The sequence below is a fragment of the Bacteriovorax sp. BSW11_IV genome (assembly GCF_000447755.1).
Lineage (GTDB): Bacteria > Bdellovibrionota > Bacteriovoracia > Bacteriovoracales > Bacteriovoracaceae > BSW11-IV.
Genome location: NZ_AUNE01000011.1, coordinates 111,319 through 132,332 on the forward strand (window position 1 = coordinate 111,319; position 21,014 = coordinate 132,332).

Sequence of the window (21,014 nt, forward strand, 5' to 3'; positions counted from 1 at the left end):
ATAAGGCCCAAGTTCTTCTTGGGCCTTTTTTTTTGTCTATTATTCCTTAAATTTTTGCTTGGGAAATGCCGATAAAGATTAGTGTTAAAATGCTTTTAGAGGTTTATCTTGGCACTAAAAATCTTACTCGTTGATCATGACCCTGAATGGCTAGATACGGCCAATCAATTTTTGACGTCTCAATTTTATGAGGTCAAGTCTGTCAATAACGGTAAAGATGCCCAGCTCGCTTTGTATAACGACAAGTACTTTGCAGTTCTAATTAACTGGGATGTTAAAAATCACGCCGGCTCTCAGGTATTAAAATTCATCCGAACTAATTATCCCGCTCAGAAAGTTGTTCTCATTTTAGATAACGATTCAATTATTTCATCGGGTACTTACGATGAAGAGAAATTGAAAAAAATTGGTGCGACTGAAATTCTTATTAGGCCTTTTGAGATCAATGCACTTCGCGATGTTTTAGAAGGACATCAGAGCTTGGGTGATCTTGTAAGTAATCTTCCAAAAAAAGAAGGGGCGAGTCCAGAAGTTGAAGTCGCTTTGAAAGATGAAGAGTTCACTTCTGTAAAAATTGATGAATTCTATTCTACTAAGGCCGTTCTCTTTGATATTTTTATTCGTCTCGACAGTGGTCGATACGTTAAAATTCTCCATGCTGGTGATGCATTCACCAAAGAGAGAATTGATAAATATAAAAATGATAAAGGCGTAAAGGAACTCTTTTTTCACAATAGTGATAGAAGAAAATTCATTCAATATAATAACTATCTGACTAAAAAAATATTAGGGAATAAGGCCATTCCTGGATCACAAAAAATTTCGATGCTTAAGAATGTCGGAGATAAATTTGTTCAAGAAGTTCATACCCAAGGTGTAAAACCGCAAGTTATTGAACAAGGAAAAGAAGTTTGTGCTACCATTTTTAGATTTGTTGAAAAACAAGAAGAGCTCTACAAAGTTTTAAAAGATCTGGAAAATAGTGACCCCAATCTTTTTACTCACAGCTTTCTCGTAAGCCTTTATGCCACAGCTATAATTAAGCAATTTGAATGGCAGTCTCAAATTACAATTGAGGCCACAGCACTTGCTTGTCTGCTTCACGACATAGGTAAGACTCGTCTTCCTAAAGAGCTTTGTAGCATGAGCCCAATTGATATGAGTGATGAACAATTTGAACAATATAAAATGCACCCTGAGTGGGGAGTTGAGATCGTTGAGCAAAATCGCTATATCAGTAATTCTGTAAAGCAAATCATTCTTCAACACCATGAGTGTTATGACGGTACAGGATTTCCTCATGGCAAGAAAGGATCAAAGATTTTAACGCTCGCTAATATCGTTAAACTGGCCGATGATTTTGTTCATTATATGTTGGATGATGAACTTAAACCTACTGATGCACTTAAAAAGATTCTAACAAACCCAGAAATGGTTTCTCGCTATAATTCAAATATTGTAGAAAATTTTATTCGCGTATTTGTTGATCCTGCTAAAATTCAGAAGGAAGTAAGCGTACTCCCTTCGAATTCTAAGATTATCAGTAAAAAAGCTTCTTAATTGATAATGGTGGAAATTGTCTTTGATTTTTATTGAAGACTTCAATAAAGCTTTTGTTCACTAGAAACGGGTGCTGTCGGTTTGACGCTTTAATGATGAAGTTTTGTCTTTTTTCAATTTTTAGATCGGGTAGAGTATTTACGATAGATGAAATTTCATAGTGAATAATTTCATTGTCTTGATTCGTAAATTCTAAGCGATAAAGAGGATTGTTTATGGCCTCTGTCACTTTCTCTCTTAGATCATCTGTTTTTCTATCGAGAATAATACTACTTTTAATGGCCAGCATTTCAGAGATAAATGATTCAACCGTTTCATTGTTAACTTGGTTTTTTGAATCTCTCCATAAACCATCTTCAATATTTAATTGAACTCTTGGTGTTTTTTCATTTTGACGGTAAAGCTTAATAGAAGTGATTTCATTGGCCTTCGCTGTAAAAATTCTCGAGTCAACGAAATCCGATAAAGAGAGCTTTTCAAGATCTTGACCGCTATTCTCAACGTGATAAATGGCATCAATATCATCAAGAGTAACGTATGTAGAGCTATCGATAGGATTGATTAGACCAAATTGTAAGTGCTTAACATCATCTCCCATATTGAACGATACACTCAGTGAAGGAGTATCAAGAGAGAAGTTTGAAATATTAATCGCATCTTTTGGATAAATCTTTCTGATTTTTAATTCTTGAATTGTCGCAATGATCTTAGAAATAACTTCTTTATTAGCATCAATATGGCGCGGTTCTGTAAGAATCCAACGGCCTTCATTTTTTAATGTGAAGCTACCAATATTATTTGTAAAAGTTAGCTCTCTAACATTTTGAAGTTGTTCTTTATTGAAAAGTTGGCGGTATTTTTCAAGTTCTTTTGTCGTTGATACAGGGGCCTGGAAAAATTCACTAGCAAGACCAGCAATCACAAGTACGAATGCAAAAAACGATAAAACCCATGTTGAGATAGAACTCTTATTTAATTGAAGATTTAGTAACATAATTTATCCTTATCTAATAAGGATAGCGCCTGATTAGGGCTTCGTCACTAGATTTCCATATCATCTAGACCTTCAAATAGGTCTTCGTCACCATCTCCACCTGAGCTTGATTCTTTCTCTACAGGGGCCGGTACATCAGGTTCAATAGATTCAACAAATTGGCGCAGTAGAGTGCGTTCTCCCTCTTTTAAGAAGGTGAATTTAACTCCGACTCTAAAAGGCATTTTATTTTGACTAATAATGCGACTTTTCATGTTAAAAGTACGGCAATAAATAATATCGGCATTAACGATGAATTTTTTTGGAATTAAAAATTCTAATACAACAGATTGACCAACAAGAAAGTTTTCACTCGCAAAAAAATACATTTCATTCATGTTTATTTCTGCAAGAATTGTTCTTCCTTTATAGATTTTATTCTCTGGTAAAAGAGGAGAGCGTTGACGAATAATGACGTTTCCATCGTCCGTTGTTTCTGGAGAAGTGATAATCTTTAATTGAGGTCTATCTCCAGTAGTGACACTTTCAGCTTCAGGCGCTTCTTCTTCATCAGAACCACCTTGCATGGCCGCAAGCATCTCTGCTTCACCTGAATCATCTAGCTCAGACGCATCTTTTAATGACATTTCTTGGGTTGTGCTATCACCAACGTGACCTTGTGTTTTGTATTCAACATACAAATCATCTAGGTTAGGGCGATTCTCACCTTCAGGCATGTTTTTAATTCTCTCTTCAATGACAGCTTCCAATTCATCGCGAAGGCGCCATATTTTAAGAGCGATTTTTTTAATTAAAACTGGGTCGTTTGAGCTTCCGTGTATCATTCTAACATTTTCTCACACACTTTCAGTTTTCGGGAGCTTAGAGTTTATTGGCAAAAAATGCCCTCTCAGTTTTTGACGCCATTGGCCTTACGCTAAATACATATCTCTTATTTTAATGGGTTAATAGCTCTAGTAAGAATCTAGCTGTGGATTCAGGATGATGAAGCAGAACGGGAATTATTTAAGGAAGGAGAATCCTATGAGAAAAAGCGTTTTAATTGGCGCATCACTGTCAGCTTTGGCCATGATGGCCCCTGCTCAAGCAAACTCTGTAAAGTATGTACCGGGTGAGCTAATTGTTAAACTAAAAGACTCGGCCAACAAAAGTTTTTTTAATGGTATCGAAAGTCTTGGTGTTGAACTTGATAGAACAATCAAGTTGAGCTCTGGAAATCTTTTTGTTGTTAAGTTCCCAGGACAAAAATCAATTGATGGTGTTCAGAAACTTCTTCAAGACAATCCTGAAATTGAATACGCTGAACCAAACTATATCTATGATATCGTAAAGCCAGTTAAAGAAGCATTTGATGTCGATCAAATGATTTATACTGCTACGAACTTAAATGAAGAGTATAGCTATACTCCAGCTGATCCAAAATTTGGTCAACTATGGGGTCTTCAAAATACTGGATCTAATGATCCTTCATCAAGAAATGGTGTTGCCGGTGCCGATATCGACGCTCTTAAGGCTTGGGAAATCACAAAAGGTGATAGAGCTGTAAGAATTGCAGTTATCGATACAGGTATTGATTACAGACACCCTGATCTTGTTAACCAAATGTGGACTAACGAGGCTGAGTTAAATGGTGAACCAGGTGTTGATGATGACGGTAACGGATACATTGACGATATTCACGGATATGACTTTGCTAATAATGATGGTGATCCAATGGACGGTCACTCTCACGGTACTCACTGTGCAGGAACAATCGGTGCTGAACACAATGACCTAGGGGTTGCTGGTGTTATGGCCGACGTTGAATTCGTAGCAGTTAAGTTCTTAAGTGATTCAGGTTCAGGTTCTACTGAAGCTGCTATCAAAGCAATAGATTACGCAACTCAGTTGAACGTTGATATTATGTCAAACTCTTGGGGTGGGGGCGGACGCTCACAAGCACTTCAAGAAGCAATTGAAAGAGCAAACGCAAAAGGAATCGTATTCACAGCAGCTGCAGGTAACTCAAGTACTGATAACGATTCAAGACCACACTATCCTTCAAACTATGAAGTACCAAACGTAATTTCAGTAGCAGCTTCAACTTCGCATGACGGACTTGCAAGCTTCTCTTGCTATGGTGCTCAAACTGTTCACATCGCGGCTCCAGGGCACAATATCCTTTCTACTGTTAAAAACGGTGGTTATGATATTTACTCTGGGACGTCGATGGCGACTCCACATGTTTCAGGTGCAATTGGTCTTTTAATTGCTCATGAAGGAAGAATGAATCCTTCTGCAGTTAGAGAAAGAATTATGATGACTTCAGATCCAGTTCCAGCTCTTAGAGGGAAAACTATTAATGGTGGTCGTCTAAATGCTTACAACCTTCTAACTGATACAAGACCAGAAAGAAAAGAGCCTAAGCCAGAAGATTGGCAAGTAGTATCTGTTGACCTTTGGGAATCAACTCACCCTTACGCAGAAAACTCATCTGAAGAAAGAACTTTTTCTTTCCCAGGTGCTAAGTATGTTAGACTAGTTGTTAAGAAAATTGACCTTGAAAAAGGATACGACTTCCTAACAGTTATGGATGCTAATGGCGCTGTTTCTGATAAAGTTTCTGGTAAAGCTGAAGGCGTAAAATCAATGTACGTTGAAGGTGATACTATGAAAGTACGTTTCACATCAGATCGTTCAGTTCAAGGCTGGGGATTTGAAATTGAAGAAGTAGAAGTTCAGTACTAATTAGTCTGAAATCCAAATAAGAAAGAGGGCCCCGAGTTTCGGGGCCTTTTTTATTTCCTAAAAAATTGATACAAGTCATGGTTCCTGGTCCGTGATAGAATTATATTTGTCATAAAAAAAGGAATGGTTATGCAAAGTATTTCATCAAATAAAATTATTCACAGTGAACTTCCGAATGAAGCGAGAGTTTTTGTTCAAGGTGGGGCGGCCACGCCATTTGAACTTTTAGATATGCTTGTGGGCATCGATAAAAAAGTTGAACTTGTACAAATTCATACAGAAGGAAGTTATGAGCATCTTTTTGAAGACTTGGGTGACAAGTTTTCAATGACAAATATTTTTTGTGGCAGCAATATCAGAAAGCATATCAATTATGAAAATATTGATTACTTGCCATGCTTTTTATCTGAGGCAAGTTATTACCTTCGTCATAGCAACAGACCTATTGATGCAGCCTTTATTCAAGTCTCAGCACCAGATAAACATGGTTATTGTTCTCTTGGTGTAAGTGTGGATATTACATTGAGTGCTCTTAAACATGCGAAGAAAGTATTCGCTCTTATTAATAAGAAGATGCCTAGAGTTCATGGAGATGGTTTCATTCATACATCGCAAATAGATTTTGCTCTTGAAATTGACCGTCCTATATACGAAAGCAAGTGTAAGCCTTTATCTGCTGAGGAGCTTGCTATTGGTAAGCAAGTGGCCTCACTCGTTGAAGATGGCTCAACTATCCAAGTGGGAATTGGAAACGTTCCTAATGCCGTTTGTACTTATTTAAAAGACCATAAAGATTTAGGGATCCATTCTGAGATGTGGTCGGATGGTGTGCTTGAATTATTAAAGTCTGGGGCCGTGACAAATAAATATAAAAAGATTTATCCTGGAAAAACTGTTTCGGGATTCGTTATTGGTTCACAAGAGCTTTATGACTTTATTGATGACAACCCAACAGTCATTCAACTCGCTTCAAGCTTTGTGAATGACCCCTCAGTGATTCGTAAGAATCCAAAAGTTGTCGCTATCAATAGTGCTGTTGAAGTTGATCTTACAGGACAAATATGTGCAGATAGTGTTGGGTCGAGAATTATTTCTGGTGTTGGTGGGCAAATGGATTTTATGAGAGGGGCCTTTTTATCTGAAGGGGGTAGACCAATTATAGCGATTACATCTCGATCAGCTAAAGGGATGCCAAAGTTGGTTCCTATGTTAAGAACTGGCGCAGGTGTTGTGACAACAAGATCTCATGCACATTATATTGTGACTGAATATGGTATCGCTGATCTTTTCGGAAAGACTCTTGGTCAAAGGGCAAAAGAGCTTATTAAAGTTGCTCACCCTGATGATAGGGAAGGTCTTGAGAGACAGTGGTTTGAAATCAAAAAAATGCTCTAAAACTAAAAAGGCCCACTTAAAAAGTGGGCCTTTTAATATCTAAGCAATTAATTAAAATCTTATGCTTCGAAAAGGTGCTTGTACTTTCTGATGAATTTAGAAAGTGAACCAACTTTATCAAGAGTTCTGATTGCTCTTGTAGAAAGTCTAAGTTTTACAGTTTCACCAGTTTCAGGATCAAAGATTCTCTTTGTCTGAAGGTTTGGTTTTTGAGTCATTTTTGTCTTGTTGTTTGCGTGAGAAACTTTGTTACCAACAAGTCTTCTCTTTCCTGTTAAATCACATACACGTGCCATAAATCCATCCTCATTGAAATATATAAAATTGTCTCAACTTTAAGTAAGCGTACAGGTTGGAAAATATATACTTTTCCCTCCCTTTTAGCAAGGGCCGACCTAAAAATAATAGATATTACAAGAGCTTTTGGCCACAAGAATTGTAACGTATTAATTTCACGACCTTTGATAGGGTCATTTTTAGTCCATTGATTATAAAAAATGGGATGGCAAAATGAATGAATTAAATTTTGTTTAAAAAAAGAGAGTAAAAATGGACTTTGGACCACTATTTCGTAATGAAGAACTAGGACCTGATGACTATTTATATGGCCGAAAAGGCCCGTGGCCACAGCCTTCCCCCGATCATCCTCACGGCGAGGCCTATGCCGTCATCCATCTGCCATTTGTTGAACAGTTGGATTGGTGGTTTCATGTGGGTCTTCGCTATGTCGTCTCTTTGGGGCTGACTCCTTGGATGTTTTTAAAAGCCTTTTTTATGGGTGGTCTAAAACCAGTGAGTGACCAAAAGTTTCATGAGATTTTAACCAACACGATGATGAGCAAGTTTATCACTCCAAAACTTGATGAAGAAGATTATGAAAACTTCAAAGAGCTTATGAAACAAGGAGAGAGTTATGTCATTACAGATTTACAAGCAGTGCGAACAGTAAAAGCTTATAAAGGTCTCTACGTTTGTCCAACTAAGACTCTCATGAGAGAAGTAGGTCATGAAGAATATGAAGTCGTAGGGATTTATGTTTTTAAAACAAAGGCCCTCTTAACGCCAGAAGATGGGCAGGCGTGGGAGCTTGCAAAGTATTTTGTACTTCAAGGTGGAGCAATATGCGCGACTTTAGTTGTTCATCCCAACTTGCATTTTCCACTGGATTCAATAAATGCTATTACAAAAACGGCCCTACCAAAGAAACATATTCTTTTCAAACTTCTAAAACCTCATTTACGGTTTACACTGATGTTGGAAAATGCCGTTCTCACATTCAAAACTTCTGTGATACGCAATAAAAAGTGGATGAGTTATGCTCCCTATCCTGGAGCATATGAAGGTCTTAGGGACTTACTTGTGGAGGGATTTAGAGGTATTCCAGGCAACGAGAGCTATCCACCTTATCATTTTCCTCTAACGCCACCAAAAGTTTATGGGAAGTATGGAGATTTTCAAAATGCTTACTATGAAGTGATTTATTCCTTTGTGAAATCTGTTTTAAAAAATGTTAAAAGCGATGACGTTCACGTGTTGAATTGGGCAGATTACATTGCCCATCATGTGCCGGGATTTCCAAAAGGAAAGGACATTTTTAAAGGAGATACTTTTTATCAATGTATCACAAGCTATATTTGGAGTGTGACTATTGGCCATTCCATTGATCATTACAATTATGCCCAACAATCAGTTCAAGAAATTCCCGTTCGACTGCGCCAGTCCCCACCAAAAAAAGGTGATGCTATGATCTCTCGCAAAAATCTTGTCACGACGATAGATCAGATGAAGTACTTAATGTGTATGAAAATGTTTTTTGGCCCAACAAACGTAACAAGGCTTATTGATTGTGATTATGATTTCACTGGTGATCACAATAAAGAGTATAAAAAGATTGTGACCGAATTCAAATCGCAGCTTCTTGAGCTAGAAAAGAAATTAGACAGCAAAGGTCTAAAGTATATTCCGTTAAATGAAATTGCAGCGAGTATTCAATACTAACTAAAGGGAGCACCAGCCTGCAAAGGTTAGGCGCTCTCCCTTTGTGACCTTACCAACACGATGCTCAAAACCATTCATACCTGTACAAAAAATAATGAGGGTACCTAGTTGAGGAGGAGTGAAAGTTAGATATTGCTCTTCACCTTTTTTACGAAAGAAAAGCTCGCCGCCCTCAATATGATTAGGATTGAGATTAAGTGAGAGAGTAAAGGCCAGGTTGCGAGAACCATCACAATGCCAAATTCCTTCCTCGTCAGTTTGTGCTTCTCGTTTGGCAATTATATGTTCAATAGAATTGAAGTTTGCGTATTGATAGAGTTCATTGAACAGAGCACCATCTTTTTGTAACTTTTCTTGGATCCAACGGTCCAATTCAAGATAATCCTGTTTCTTAATCATTAAGATAACTTCATCTCCCATGGGAAATGTTTTAACGAGATGTCCGTTCTTTAGGAGCTCTTGATCTTTAATGATGTGCATTGTTATTTCTGTGAAGTTCCATTAATATTGAGTTAACTACTAATTTGAAAGAAGAAAGATGTAAATGAAAAATAACTCGCTAAAGTTTTTTGCTCTTGGTGCTTTGGTTTTGGTCCTCATTTATGGGATTTATAAATTTACGTTGGTCCCAGATCAACTTAGAGACCATTATGGTGTGAGCGAGGTCGAAATTGAAAATGCACCTATTTCAGAAGAGGCAAAAAAAGACTTAAAAGAGCAGGTTAAGGCCATCGCGAACTCAAATGCAGATGAGGCAGTAAAGGCGGATCTGTATGAACTCAACCGTTTGGAAATCCAATTAAAAAGACGTGCTAAAGATTGTTCTAAAGAGGCCGATTCTTATTTCAAAGACAATAATTATATTGATCCTGAAATCGATTTCTATAAGTCTCCACAAAATGTTTTTGCTACTGTTGAAGATGTTCTAAAAAATGTTTTACAAAGAAAAGAGGCCACAGACTCAATGGCCCAGTTGAAAAAGATTGTTTATAACGATGTTAAAATAGATCCAGTTGCTTATAAAAGTCGTGTAGAAACATATATGATTTGTTTCGATTCTCGTATCTTTAACTTTCTTGAAACTGTCATGGAGGCCGCTGCTGGTCAGAAATGGTCACCAGAATTAAAGGCCTCAATGTCTGCTCTTATTTTGAAACATATTAGAGAAACAATTGCGGCCAACAGAGGAATGCCCGATGCCGTTCAACTTTCTTTAGGACTTTTAAAATCATTAGAGGCTGAAAAATTTATTGGTCCAGAATTTACAAGTGATATGGATTCTTTGATGGAAGATATCTCTCAATTTGAAATTACGCTTATGGATCAATTCGGCGGACGTTCAACTTATGAACAAAATTATGGCCTGTTAAAAGACTATCTAACACAGTATGAAACGTATTCGGATCAGGTTCTTTCAATTGTAGATGATATGATGAGAACTCAGTCTAGCTCTTCCATACAAAGATAAACTTTCTTATCGATCGCACCGGCCCCCACTAGGGCCTCTTTCACTTTTTGTAACATCCAAAATCGCATAGGTCTGGAATAGCGAACTTTTCCATCGTCGGATTTAATAAGTTCTTCTGCCAAGAGTTCGCTATCTGGGTAGTTCATTTTCACTTGTTGATAGACGTCTTTAGTAAATCGGACTACGCCAACTGAAATATATTCAATATCAACGAGAGGAATATGATGAGCTAATTGTGTAATGAGTTCTTCATATTTTTGTAAGAAATCTTTGTCATAGATAATGGGATCTAAATGGATACCAATTGGATGACCAAGTTCATAGAGTCTTTTAATGGCCGCAAGTCTGGCCTTTAATGAAGGCGTTTTTAAATCATTTTTCTTAATTTTATCAGCAGGAGAAAGAGAGAAGGAAATGACCACATTGGGAAGGGCCACAACCTCTTCTAATGCCTTTGTGTTGGCCGATTTTGTTCGCAGTTCCAGCATGGCCTGGGGAAGGTTTTTAAAGACATCAAAATAAAAAGGAACTTCACCTGTAATATGGGAGAGCGCCAAGGAATCGCTAAATTCTCCAGCGTGAAACCATGGTGTACAATTTGGATCGCTTTCAAGGGCAATAGAGGCCGTCTTAAGAATCTCTTTTGCGATGTCATCGTGATTCATATAAAGAACAATATCTGGAGAATTAAAATAACCTTGAAGGTAACAGTAGTTGCACTCATAAATACAATTGTAGGCGTGAATGAAATAGTAATGAGGATCGCCTTTAAGACCATAGGCATCAGGTGCCTCTTTTACGAGTTGTCCTTTCTTTTCACCTAAAAATAAATTGAGATTATCTCTTTTTTGTAAATAGGGCTTCTTCACACGTCCAAAGACATCTTCTACTTTATCGATTTCTTTGACGGGCACATTTGAAAAACGCTCAAGTATAGCTTGAACTCTTGTGTTTTCTTGAAGATTCTTTTCAACAAAAATTCTAGAAAACATCATCTTCTCCGAAGATGATTGACTTATATTGGTTGTAGTCAATTTTTTTAAGAGCGTGTAGTTTGAGCTCTAATTCTTCAGAGCTTGTGGCCGTAAAAGTAAATTGGAGTTTTACATTATCAAAATCTTTATCAGGTCTTGCGACAATGTCATACTTTGATAAAGGCGAAAGAAAAATCTTAGTCTTTTCTTCTAATTTTATTTTATAGGGACTTAAAAGGGCATTCATTTTTTCCAAAATGGCCAAGGCCTTTCTTTTTGGGGCCCAATTTTCCTCTAGGATTTCATTGACTTTAATTTCATTGAAGACATCTTGTTCAGTGAAATTGTATTTCAATTCTAGAGAATGAAGTGTTGAATTGTATTTTCTTTGCATTGATAAAGAAAAATGCGCCTTCGAAAAAATATCGTTTTCAGGACTTTCTATTTTTTGAACGAGAGAATCACTTAAAAGAGGCATCATTTTATCAAAAAGATATTCTGCATACTCTTCTTGTTTGTCTCGTACCATCTTACAAATTTCATTGCCATTAGCATGATCACTTACAAGTTTCACTGATCGCAGTGGTTTATGAAAGAGTTTACAAGCATGAGCAATTGCCCATAGTTCTCTATCGACAAGAGGGGCGAAGCATTCCAAGTGGTCTGCATATTCTTTTTCTAACACGCGTTTATTAGAAGTGATGATATCAAGGCCTTTATCAACTGTTGTATAGGACTTAAAGATCATTTCGCCGTCATTTTCGCAGTAAATTGTGCGAATAAAATGAGTGCTGCCAATTTCTTGGTTTGGATCAAGTGCACCACATAACCCAGTATTGAAAACATCTGTTATTTCTGGAAATCGACCTAGAACAAAAGACACTTGGGCCAAGGCCTCTTCTTTACCTTCGCCAGTAATGAGAAGAAAAATATTGTCATCTTGATAAAGGCCATCAACCTCGGCAACTGCACTGAGTTTAAGTTCTTTAAAGAATGTGTGGGCCTCGGCGCGATGGGCCAGCGTCAATAGTTTCAATTTAATCTTCCTAGTTGTGGCCAACAATAACTTAATGAGTTAAAAGTGGCCATATCCATTTCGTTTTAAGGTTTAAAGTATGGGAATTTTAAGAGATTGGAGTCCTATCCCATTAGGTTTTGGGGGCGCCAGTATTTCTGGAGAAGGTGGGGGCTATGGCTTTGGGGAGATTTCCCAATCAAATGCTATATCTTTGTTAGAAGAATCTTTCGATTCTGGAATTCGCGTTTTCGATACAGCACCAATCTATGGTTTTGGTGAGTCCGAAAAAAGAATTGGATTGGCCTTTAAAAAAAATCGTGAAAAAGTAAAAATTATTTCTAAGTGTGGAGTCACTTGGCACGACAATAGACGTGTTAATATGACTAATGATCCAGCCACTGCAAAAAAGATGATTGAAGAATCACTTAGAACTCTTGATTCAGAATATATCGATCTTTATATGATTCACTGGCCTGATAAAAATGTTGATATTAGAAAAACAATGGAAGTTTTATCGCGTGCTAAAGATGAAGGAAAAATTCATCATATCGGACTTTGTAATACTAATGTTGAAGAGTGTGAAAAGGCCTTTGAAGTTGATAAAATTGAGGCGGTACAATCTGAACTTAACTTTTTTAATCGTGATGTCGTCACACAAATTTTTCCCTATCTCAAAGATAAGAATATCGATTTTATGAGTTGGGGAACTCTGGATAAAGGAATCCTCACTGGTCGCGTTCATGAAAAAAGAACTTTTGATAAAAGTGATTGTCGTTCATGGGCCCCATGGTGGAAGTCGCAAAAGAAAGATCAAAAATATCAATTAGCGCAAAGACTTAAGACAATAGGTGAAGAACAAGGCTTTTCACTTTTAGAAATGGCACTGTCACACAACCTTAGATATGAAGAAGTATCTTTAGTTCTTTGTGGAGCAAGAAATTCAGAGCAACTTCAACAACTATTAAAATCTATTAACAATCTACCCGCTAAAGAACTGATAGAATTTGCCGCATTAGAATGTGAAATCTAATTAAATATTTTTATTGGAATAGATCATTCTTAATGAATTCTTTTTACTTATGAATTTCATTTATAAAACGAAATAGTACGCACGGTTTAATTAACAAAGGGTGTGTATGAGTTTGGATAAGAAGTTCAAGTTGATCGTGGTGTCTATCGTGGTGTGTGCGACATTTTTAGTCGTTTCCGTTTTAAGTCTTTCTTTTAATCAGAAAAAATTAAATGAATCATTTGAGTCAAGATATAGTTCATATCTCGTAGCAGATGCTCTAAGACAAAGCTCTGCAGATCTTACAAGACTTGCACGTACTTTTGTTGCCACTGGCGATAAGAAGTATGAAAAGATGTATTGGGATGTCATTAAAATGAGAAATGGTGAGATTCCAAATGAAGAAGGTCAAAAAGTTAATCTAAGACAAAAAATGATTGAATTAGGCTTTTCAAAAGATGAGCTTGCAAAGCTTGATGAGGCAGCAAAGAATTCAAATGAACTTGTTTCAATTGAAGAAAAAGCGATGGGGGCCATTAAAGGTGAGGTAAGTCAGACCATGCCTATTAAGCTTATGTTTAACGATGATTATCATTCGAATGTTGCTTTTATCATGAAGCCCATTAATGAGTTTTTTAATCTTTTAGAACATAGAACTAATGATAAAGCAGAGTTTCATCGCTCACTTGGAAATACTCTTCTCATTACGGCCTTTTTATTTGTAATACTATTTATCTGCGCGGTAGCTTTTTACGTTTATTCTATAAGAAAGGCCTTAGCGCAAATGACAATGGAATTGAATCACTCTGTTATTGAAACAGAGAAATTAATCAATGAGTCACTAAAACAAGCGGATGAGTTAAATGACCTGAGTAATTCAGAAGCAGCTGCCATTCAAGAAACAAGCGCTGCCAGTGAAGAAATTAAAACGATGGTTAGTAATTCGATTGAAAGGGTAAAAGTATCAACTGATAAAACACAGGTGAATTATAAAATTGCGGAAGAAGCAACTTCTGTGAACGTTGAACTCATTAGAGCAATGAACTTAATCCAAGAAAAGAATCAAAACTTCATTGATACAATTCAAACTTCTAATAAATCGATTACAGAAGTTTTCAATAGCTTCATCGGAGAAGTTACTGATAAAACAAAAGTGATAAATGACATCGTATTTCAAACGAAGCTTCTCTCTTTTAATGCTTCCGTTGAAGCGGCCAGAGCAGGGGATCATGGTAAAGGGTTCGCGGTAGTTGCAGAAGAAGTCGGAAGTCTGGCAACGAATAGTGGTAAGGCCGCTCACGAGATTAATGACATGGTTGTGGTTCGTGATAAAGAGATCAGGGATAATTTAGATTCCACATCAAATATGGTTGAAAGCTCAATCAAAGAGACCGTATATAATGTTGAAAATGGAATATCAAAATCGAATGAGAGTACTAATATTTTAAAGAGAATCTTAGAAAACTCTCGAGAGGTTAATGATATTGCAAATGAAATTTTTGAAGCGGCAAAAGAACAAGGGCTGGGAATAGAAAATATCAATGAGGCCATGAATCAGCTTACAGATATTAATAGACAGAATAATATCAAAGCTCAAACGATAAAAGATATTTCTGGTCGATTAAAAAGCCAGGCCAATAAGGTATCGACACTAACAAGAGATATTAGGGCCGTCGTAATAGGCAACGAAAAGAAAGTATCTTAAGTCAATTAAAACGGGATGCCGATATGAATCGAATGTATTGTCGGCACCCAAATATCATCCTGAGGATTCCTATAAGGAGTCCTCAACCCATAACTAAAATGAAAATGTCTAAACTCAATTCTCGGCAGAAATGTTAAAAACTGATTATCCATTTTAAAAATTGTTGAAACCGGTATATGACCTTGATAGGCGATATTCGTTCCAAGATAGAGCGACTCTGCTATTGTATGACGTTTTCTGTAGTGGGCCCCTAGAAACGGAGTGAATTTAAATGCTCCTGTAGAATCATTTTTGAAATCATAACGAGTGTGGAGAAAGGGAGTGTTTCCAATTCTACTTTCCTTAGAACCCGAGGCCTTCATGAGTTTTAAATCCCAAAGATCAATTATGAGAGCGTACTTTTCGTTCTCCCTCTTATATGAAAAATCCACAGAGTATGAATTGTCTTCGTCTTTCAGCTCACTCGTTTCGACTAACGATCCACCTGTGGCGATAGAAGTGGCATCTTTTGAAATGAAAAGATCAGAGACACTTTTTTTGTAAAGGGCCACTTGTAGTGATTCGTTAAAACGATTTTTCCACAAAAGTGTGCTGGCAACACCATAGCGAATTTCTTTATTGAGATAAATATCAGCATTAGGATTTGTTCCATCGACTTTATTGGCCACTGTGACAAGCCCACCTAAGGTTCCAGAAGCAAAGAGTGATGGCAAGAAAGTAAAGCGTGAATATTTAAAACTTGGTAGAGGAATATTCAACTCAAGTCCAATATCAATGAACTTTTCAGTGTTAATATTCTTATTCAAAATAGAAAGGACATTTGTCGTTTTTTGAGAACTCGATGTGCTACTGTCGGTACCTGATTTAATATCTCCGATAAGGTCTTTAAGACCAGAGCTTATATTTGTACGCATCTTAAAATAATCTTGATGGGGGCCATTGAAAAAGAGATTATCAGTCAATGAGCGATCTCTTAATAGAATATAGCGACCAATACTATTTCTTGTTGTGCTTGCAGCATCAGTGGCAAAGGATAGTAAAATAGCAGTCAAAATGGTAAATTGTTTCATATAAATAGTATAGTTTTAGCAATTCGATGTAACAAAGGGCAAAAAGTGATCATCTATAACAGCAAAATGGATCAACGTTTTACTGATTTTGGAATTGAGATTCCTATTGTGGATGATCGCAGTTCAAAGGTTGTCGATGCTCTTGGAATAGCTTCTACAAATACTGATAACTTTTCTTCAATCACTAAAGAAGATCTTCTTTTGGCCCATACTGAAAATTACATATCTGGGCTTTTTGATAAGGATAGGCTTGAGCTTCTTTTGATGGAGGCCTATGAGTTAGTTCGTGCTGATGGTACGTATCACCGATATAATCCGACAAGTGCAAAATTTCCTTTAAGTGAGCTTAGGGACCGCGTGTTGATGCAATGTGGAGGAAGTCACTATGCTATGAAGAGTGCTCTGGATAAAGGCGCCACTTACTTTTTAGGCGGAGGCATGCACCATGCAATGAGTTTTGGTGGACGCGGTTTTTGCCTTGTGAATGATATTGTGATTGGTATTAGAAAATTGCAAAAGGATAAAAAAATTAAAAAGGCCTTAGTTGTCGATGTTGATGCTCACAAAGGAGATGGTACGGCCCAATTGTGCTTTGGTGATGAAACCATCTATACGATAAGTCTACATATGAAGCGTGGCTGGCCATTGGATGACGCTAGCGAAGGAGACCCATGGCTTATTCCAAGTGATATGGATGTTGAATTTGATGTTGGTGAAGAGGGGTCCTATTTAACGAAACTGGCGGCCGCACTGAAGAAGGCCTGTGAAGAGCATGAATTTGATCTTGTTGTGATTGCCGATGGTGCAGACCCCTACGAACACGATGAATTGGAAAGTGCTTCTTTGATTCAACTTACGAAAGAGCAAATGCTGGCCCGTGATTTAATACTATTTGATTTTTTTAAGACAAAAAAAATCCCCCAGTGTTATTTGATGGCCGGGGGATATGGTAAAAGAAGCTATGAAATTTATGAACAATTTATAAAGGAAAGATTCCTCTAGTTTTTAACTTCGTCAATTTCGTGAGCTAGAGTTCTCTTAATTGGTCTGAAGTATGTGCGTGGAGAGTATTGAAGAAGATCAGATACTTTCGTCATATATACACAGGCATACTTCTCAACTTGATCAGCAAGACGGCTCTCTTCAAGACCAGCTCTCATAAGCTCTCCCCAATATGGGTTGAAATGCTGACGGTATTTCTCAAGAAGTTCAGAAATCTTTGAGTTCACTTTATCGATTTCCATGTAGCACTTATTTACTTCATCTTTATCAATTGTCGCACCCTCATTCTTTTGAAGATCGAGAGTATTAAGAAGATGTTCAAGATCTTCTTTTTTATCCATAAGAACATCGATTTCTTTTTGAATAGGACGGCTATTGTGAATGGCCTCAATCTCAGTTTCTAGAGGATCAAGTATTAGGGCCGTTCTCCAGTTAAATGTCTTTTTAATTGAAAGAACGTCACCGTAAATATGATCTCCAAGATAAAGGATTTCATCACCATCAAGACCTAGGTCTTTTTCAAGTTTTCCTGCCCATCCACCTTGGTATACACCTGGAACGATTTTTCCTTCTAGGTTACTCATAAGTTCAGTCTTAGGATCAACGATTAAGAAGTCGTTTTGGTAAGTGAAAAAGCGGGGCTTTCTCGCCATTACAGATACGATTTCAAAAAGCTCTGACCAGTGTTTATGTTCTTTTAGGAAAGGCGTAATAGTGTAATCAAGAAGAAGCTTACAATAGTGAAACTCTGAGTTCGTAATGACGATAAGTTTTTTCCCAAAACGCTTAAAACGCTCAAGAAGCATAACAAGCTCTGGGTCTTGGATAATGTAATCGCTGATATTGTCGCGAACTTTATTTTTAATAGAGCCGTCAGAGTGACAAATATCAATGGCCTCTTTGATATCGTGAGCAAGTGTTTCGTAATCTGGGATATCGAAACCTTGTTCTTTCATATCAACGAGCTGTGAGTAGATGATACCATTTGATACAGAAAAGTTTGTATCAAGGGATTGAATCATCTTGTCGTTTAGATCAATAACTTGGTTACCGTAAACTTGTTGTTGAACTTTGAAAGGGATATCTTTTGTTCCGTGACGTGCAATCTTTACTTTGCCGTAACGATTTGTCTGAAGAAGATTTCCTCTCATCTTATCAATACAAAGACCTTGAATAACAAGATTAAAATCAAAAGGTAGGTCTAGAAGTTCTTTTGGATAACCTTTTACTTCAACCATTTTGATTAAAGTTTCTTTGTGGGCAAGACGCTCGAAGTTTTCTGTTTTATAGCGAACTAGCGTATAGTCCATATCAAAGCCGATTGCTTTGATTTTTTTCATGTTTAATGTTCTGTTTACAAAAACTCTCAATTTTTACTCCTTAAAAAATGACTCCCAAAAACTCTATTCATTTTGGGGAGAAAGACTAGTTTATCAATCTGCGTGCTTTCTAGTCAAATGTTTAACACACTCATAAATTCTGGCCAAGCAGAGTTTTCCTTATGTAAGATAAAGCTAATCTAAATTTTAAGAGGAACTTATGAAAAACCTTGTCAAATTTCTGTTCATTTTTTCTTACGTTAGTATTTTTCCTAACTTGGCGCAAACTTTCGCTAAGACACCTAGCGAAAAAGGTTTAGAGATCGCTAAGATAATGCAAGAGCGCTCTGAAGGTTATAAAGGAGAAATAAGCTCTATGACAATGACCTTAATTAACGCACATAAAGAAAAAATCGAAAGAAAGATGACTGGCAAGGTGCTTGAAATCCAAGGTGACGGCGATTGGAGTTTATCAGAGTTTCTAAGCCCGTTGGATGTTAAAGGTACAAAGATGCTTACGTGGTCTTTTAAAAATGAAAGCGATAAGCAGTGGTTGTATCTTCCGGCCATAAAAAGGGTGAAAAGAATTAGCTCATCATCTCGCTATTCTTCTTTTATGGGGAGTGAATTCAGTTATGAGGATTTAGGAAGTCAGGATATTGAAAAGTATAACTTCACTTGGCTTCGCGATGAAGGTAAAAATCACGTTGTCCAGCGAGTGTCTAAGGAAGAGAGTGGTTATTCGAAGCAAATAATCTATGTAGATCAAAAAAATTATTCTGTTAGAAAAATAGAATACTTTGATCGCAAAAATGAACTTCTAAAAATTTCTGAGTTTTTTGAATTTAAAGATTACAAAGTTGGAGCAAAGACTTTTCATAAGGCCAATAGAATTACAATGAAGAATGTTCAGACTCAAAAAGAATCAATTTTTGAGTGGAGTGATAGAAAAGTTGGAGTAAATATTTCCAAGAGTGAATTAACTGAGAAGGCCTTAAAATAATGAACAAGTTTTTTCATATAACTCTTTTTGCGGTATTTTTAGCAAACAGCGCCATTGCAGATTTAGGCGGTGAAATTAGTTTTGAGAATCGCTATTTTCCCAAAAATGTTGCCAATTCTACGGGGACTGAAAAAGAAGATTATAACCTTTCGGCCTATGGGCGTTTTTATCTTGAGAACACAAATGAAAACTTTTCTTATAAGTTAAGTGCCTTTGGCCGATTTGATGCTCTCGATGAAAAACGTCGCTTTTTTTCGATTGAAGATTTGTATCTTGAAAAAAGTTTTTCTGAAGTAATGAAACTTTCTCTTGGTTACAAAGTTTATAACTTCTCAGTTCTTGAAATATTTCATCCAACAGATATTTTAAATTCACGCAACTTTGATGGTGATTTTGAACGTCTAGAAAAAAGAGGAGAGATGTCTTTAGAGTATGGTCTCTATTCTCTCACTTCTTCGTTGAGCTTCTACTACTTTCCTCTTGTCGAAAAAAATATTTATCCAGGGGCCAAGTCTCGTTTTGGTTATGATCGTACATTTGACACCTATAAAGTGGCCACTGAAGATGAGATCATTACCAATAAGAGATTTCATCCTCAATATGGTGTTAAGGCAAATACAAAAATTTCTGATTTTGATTTAAGCTTTTTCTACTTCAAGCATATTGACCGCAATCATCCTTTATTTCTTTTTGATGATTACATCACTTCTCCCATGCTACTGCCAAAAAACTCAAAGGCCATTGTGCCTCACTTATATGAGGTTCAAGATTATGGATTTTCTCTTGTCGGGGAAATCTCTGGTACTTTGCTGAAATTTGAAAGTGTTTATCACGATTTTTCTAAACCTAAAGAGGCCCTTCTCTACGATGGGGCACGATTTTTGTTGTTTGCTCCAGAGAACTATATGGAAGGGGCCCTTGGACTCGAATATCTTATTTCTCTAGAAAATGGTCATGATGTCACTCTATTTGCAGAGTGGCAGAAAATTATTTTTGAGAAAAATTCATATCAAAAAATGGCCATTCCTTTTCAAGATGATTTGGCGCTAGGCTTTCGATACGCTCTCAACGATATTGCGGGAACTGAGTTCTATACATTTATTCTTGGTGATCTTTCTGGGAGAGAAGAGGGTGTTGTGTCGACCAAATTCTCAAGGCGCTTTAATGAGAGAATTCGTTATGAAGTTGCTGGCAGATATATTTGGGCCCAAGAGACAGATAACTTTGGTCTAAGGGCCCTTAAGGACGATCATTATCTCAGTTTTAATCTGAGATATTTCTATTAATTATTCGCCGTAAATATTGTAGATCTTCTCAACTTTACAGTTGCTTGGGTTTACAATAATTGCGTCGATAAAATAACCGCTGTAAAAAGATCCGTGACCTTCATAAACGATTTTGTCTGCATCAAATGTTGTCACAACATTTCCGAAAGTATTAAGAAGTGGATTTCCTGCAAGAAGAACTTCTCCTGATCTGATCTCTTTTGGACGATCTGATCTTGAACCATTGTACTCATAGAAACGAGCAACTTTACTTTCGCATTGTAGCGCTCTCTCGTTAAGATCAAGTGCCATAGTGTTTAGTGAAGTTAGCATAAGAGTCATAAGAAGTGCTTTCATTCATTCTCCAATGTTTTTGATGTTGGCCAACTTATACTGATCGCTCCTAAGTCCGTCAAATTAGGATCGTGTTGGCCGAAAATTATTCTTTTTTATTAGAAAAATGTTGTCAAAGCTCAGAGATTTCAGTAATTTCTTAAGACCAATTCA

At 36.8% G+C, this 21,014-nt stretch carries 19 protein-coding genes; 10 read left to right on the forward strand and 9 right to left on the reverse strand.

Annotation, left to right across the window (positions count from 1 at the left end):
* The first annotated feature begins 108 nt into the window (after positions 1-108).
* Positions 109-1,560 carry an HD domain-containing phosphohydrolase gene (locus M899_RS04775; RefSeq protein WP_021270178.1) on the forward strand — a complete coding sequence of 484 codons (1,452 nt, stop codon included), beginning with the start codon at positions 109-111 and terminating at the stop codon, positions 1,558-1,560.
* On the opposite strand, the gene M899_RS04780 is transcribed toward M899_RS04775, so the two are convergent.
* Positions 1,541-2,554 (reverse strand): DUF4340 domain-containing protein, encoded by a 1,014-nt coding sequence (locus M899_RS04780; protein WP_021270275.1) that lies wholly within the window; start codon positions 2,552-2,554, stop codon positions 1,541-1,543. The genes M899_RS04775 and M899_RS04780 overlap by 20 nt on opposite strands.
* Positions 2,555-2,601: 47 nt before the next feature.
* Positions 2,602-3,378, reverse strand: a complete 777-nt coding sequence (locus M899_RS04785; RefSeq protein WP_021270179.1) for a PilZ domain-containing protein — start codon at positions 3,376-3,378, stop codon at positions 2,602-2,604.
* A gap of 199 nt (positions 3,379-3,577) precedes the next feature.
* Between M899_RS04785 and M899_RS04790 the strand changes: the two genes are divergently transcribed.
* Positions 3,578-5,281, forward strand: coding sequence for a S8 family serine peptidase (locus M899_RS04790; RefSeq protein ID WP_021270224.1), 1,704 nt, complete (start codon positions 3,578-3,580; stop codon positions 5,279-5,281).
* A 129-nt stretch (positions 5,282-5,410) separates the two neighbouring features.
* Positions 5,411-6,676, forward strand: coding sequence for an acetyl-CoA hydrolase/transferase family protein (locus M899_RS04795; protein WP_021270305.1), 1,266 nt, complete (start codon positions 5,411-5,413; stop codon positions 6,674-6,676).
* Positions 6,677-6,735: 59 nt separating this feature from the next.
* Here the strand turns inward: M899_RS04795 and rpmB are convergent, their stop codons facing one another.
* Positions 6,736-6,972, reverse strand: coding sequence for a 50S ribosomal protein L28 (gene rpmB / locus M899_RS04800; protein ID WP_021270203.1), 237 nt, complete (start codon positions 6,970-6,972; stop codon positions 6,736-6,738).
* Between the two features lie 253 nt (positions 6,973-7,225).
* Here rpmB and M899_RS04805 point away from each other — a divergent pair, with 253 nt between their 5' ends.
* Positions 7,226-8,674 (forward strand): lipoxygenase, encoded by a 1,449-nt coding sequence (locus M899_RS04805; protein WP_021270282.1) that lies wholly within the window; start codon positions 7,226-7,228, stop codon positions 8,672-8,674.
* On the opposite strand, the gene M899_RS04810 is transcribed toward M899_RS04805, so the two are convergent.
* On the reverse strand, positions 8,675-9,154 hold the full coding sequence (locus M899_RS04810; protein WP_021270226.1) for a 2OG-Fe(II) oxygenase: 480 nt from the start codon (positions 9,152-9,154) through the stop codon (positions 8,675-8,677).
* A 64-nt stretch (positions 9,155-9,218) separates the two neighbouring features.
* Between M899_RS04810 and M899_RS04815 the strand changes: the two genes are divergently transcribed.
* Entirely contained in the window at positions 9,219-10,142 is a 924-nt protein-coding gene (locus M899_RS04815) for a hypothetical protein (RefSeq protein WP_021270211.1), read from the forward strand.
* Here the strand turns inward: M899_RS04815 and M899_RS17510 are convergent.
* Positions 10,115-11,134 carry an SPL family radical SAM protein gene (locus tag M899_RS17510; RefSeq protein WP_021270285.1) on the reverse strand — a complete coding sequence of 340 codons (1,020 nt, stop codon included), beginning with the start codon at positions 11,132-11,134 and terminating at the stop codon, positions 10,115-10,117. The genes M899_RS04815 and M899_RS17510 overlap by 28 nt on opposite strands.
* On the reverse strand, positions 11,124-12,152 hold the full coding sequence (locus M899_RS04825; RefSeq protein WP_021270303.1) for a hypothetical protein: 1,029 nt from the start codon (positions 12,150-12,152) through the stop codon (positions 11,124-11,126). Before M899_RS04825 ends, M899_RS17510 begins: the two co-directional genes overlap by 11 nt.
* Before the next feature lie 79 nt (positions 12,153-12,231).
* Between M899_RS04825 and M899_RS04830 the strand changes: the two genes are divergently transcribed.
* Both M899_RS04830 and M899_RS04835 read left to right on the forward strand, forming a co-directional pair.
* Complete coding sequence (locus tag M899_RS04830; RefSeq protein ID WP_021270217.1) at positions 12,232-13,164, forward strand: aldo/keto reductase; 933 nt, start codon at positions 12,232-12,234, stop codon at positions 13,162-13,164.
* A gap of 106 nt (positions 13,165-13,270) precedes the next feature.
* Positions 13,271-14,848, forward strand: a complete 1,578-nt coding sequence (locus tag M899_RS04835; RefSeq protein ID WP_034727870.1) for a methyl-accepting chemotaxis protein — start codon at positions 13,271-13,273, stop codon at positions 14,846-14,848.
* 5 nt (positions 14,849-14,853) lie between these two features.
* Here the strand turns inward: M899_RS04835 and M899_RS04840 are convergent, their stop codons facing one another.
* Entirely contained in the window at positions 14,854-15,918 is a 1,065-nt protein-coding gene (locus tag M899_RS04840; RefSeq protein ID WP_021270241.1) for a hypothetical protein, read from the reverse strand.
* Between the two features lie 45 nt (positions 15,919-15,963).
* Between M899_RS04840 and M899_RS04845 the strand changes: the two genes are divergently transcribed.
* A complete protein-coding gene (locus tag M899_RS04845; RefSeq protein WP_021270227.1) occupies positions 15,964-16,920 on the forward strand; it encodes a histone deacetylase in 957 nt (318 codons plus the stop codon).
* On the opposite strand, the gene M899_RS04850 is transcribed toward M899_RS04845, so the two are convergent.
* Positions 16,917-18,290: an HAD-IG family 5'-nucleotidase gene (locus M899_RS04850; protein ID WP_021270255.1), complete on the reverse strand. Its 1,374-nt coding sequence runs from the start codon at positions 18,288-18,290 to the stop codon at positions 16,917-16,919. The genes M899_RS04845 and M899_RS04850 overlap by 4 nt on opposite strands.
* Positions 18,291-18,459: 169 nt before the next feature.
* Here M899_RS04850 and M899_RS04855 point away from each other — a divergent pair, with 169 nt between their 5' ends.
* A complete protein-coding gene (locus tag M899_RS04855) occupies positions 18,460-19,242 on the forward strand; it encodes an outer membrane lipoprotein-sorting protein (RefSeq protein ID WP_021270186.1) in 783 nt (260 codons plus the stop codon).
* Positions 19,242-20,528, forward strand: a complete 1,287-nt coding sequence (locus M899_RS04860) for a hypothetical protein (RefSeq protein WP_021270292.1) — start codon at positions 19,242-19,244, stop codon at positions 20,526-20,528. Before M899_RS04855 ends, M899_RS04860 begins: the two co-directional genes overlap by 1 nt.
* On the opposite strand, the gene M899_RS04865 is transcribed toward M899_RS04860, so the two are convergent.
* Positions 20,529-20,864 (reverse strand): hypothetical protein, encoded by a 336-nt coding sequence (locus M899_RS04865; RefSeq protein ID WP_021270296.1) that lies wholly within the window; start codon positions 20,862-20,864, stop codon positions 20,529-20,531. It lies immediately after the preceding gene.
* Positions 20,865-21,014: the final 150 nt, after the last annotated feature.

Bases quoted from the DNA above. Each gene is read 5' to 3' on its own strand.
- rpmB (WP_021270203.1), bottom strand. From the start codon at position 6,972: ATGGCACGTGTATGTGATTTAACAGGAAAGAGAAGACTTGTTGGTAAC.
- M899_RS04805 (WP_021270282.1), top strand. From the start codon at position 7,226: ATGGACTTTGGACCACTATTTCGTAATGAAGAACTAGGACCTGATGAC.
- M899_RS17510 (WP_021270285.1), bottom strand. From the start codon at position 11,134: ATGTTTTCTAGAATTTTTGTTGAAAAGAATCTTCAAGAAAACACAAGA.
- M899_RS04815 (WP_021270211.1), top strand. From the start codon at position 9,219: ATGAAAAATAACTCGCTAAAGTTTTTTGCTCTTGGTGCTTTGGTTTTG.
- M899_RS04795 (WP_021270305.1), top strand. From the start codon at position 5,411: ATGCAAAGTATTTCATCAAATAAAATTATTCACAGTGAACTTCCGAAT.
- M899_RS04865 (WP_021270296.1), bottom strand. From the start codon at position 20,864: ATGAAAGCACTTCTTATGACTCTTATGCTAACTTCACTAAACACTATG.
- M899_RS04810 (WP_021270226.1), bottom strand. From the start codon at position 9,154: ATGCACATCATTAAAGATCAAGAGCTCCTAAAGAACGGACATCTCGTT.
- M899_RS04855 (WP_021270186.1), top strand. From the start codon at position 18,460: ATGAAAAACCTTGTCAAATTTCTGTTCATTTTTTCTTACGTTAGTATT.
- M899_RS04790 (WP_021270224.1), top strand. From the start codon at position 3,578: ATGAGAAAAAGCGTTTTAATTGGCGCATCACTGTCAGCTTTGGCCATG.
- M899_RS04785 (WP_021270179.1), bottom strand. From the start codon at position 3,378: ATGATACACGGAAGCTCAAACGACCCAGTTTTAATTAAAAAAATCGCT.
- M899_RS04830 (WP_021270217.1), top strand. From the start codon at position 12,232: ATGGGAATTTTAAGAGATTGGAGTCCTATCCCATTAGGTTTTGGGGGC.
- M899_RS04840 (WP_021270241.1), bottom strand. From the start codon at position 15,918: ATGAAACAATTTACCATTTTGACTGCTATTTTACTATCCTTTGCCACT.
- M899_RS04780 (WP_021270275.1), bottom strand. From the start codon at position 2,554: ATGTTACTAAATCTTCAATTAAATAAGAGTTCTATCTCAACATGGGTT.
- M899_RS04860 (WP_021270292.1), top strand. From the start codon at position 19,242: ATGAACAAGTTTTTTCATATAACTCTTTTTGCGGTATTTTTAGCAAAC.
- M899_RS04835 (WP_034727870.1), top strand. From the start codon at position 13,271: ATGAGTTTGGATAAGAAGTTCAAGTTGATCGTGGTGTCTATCGTGGTG.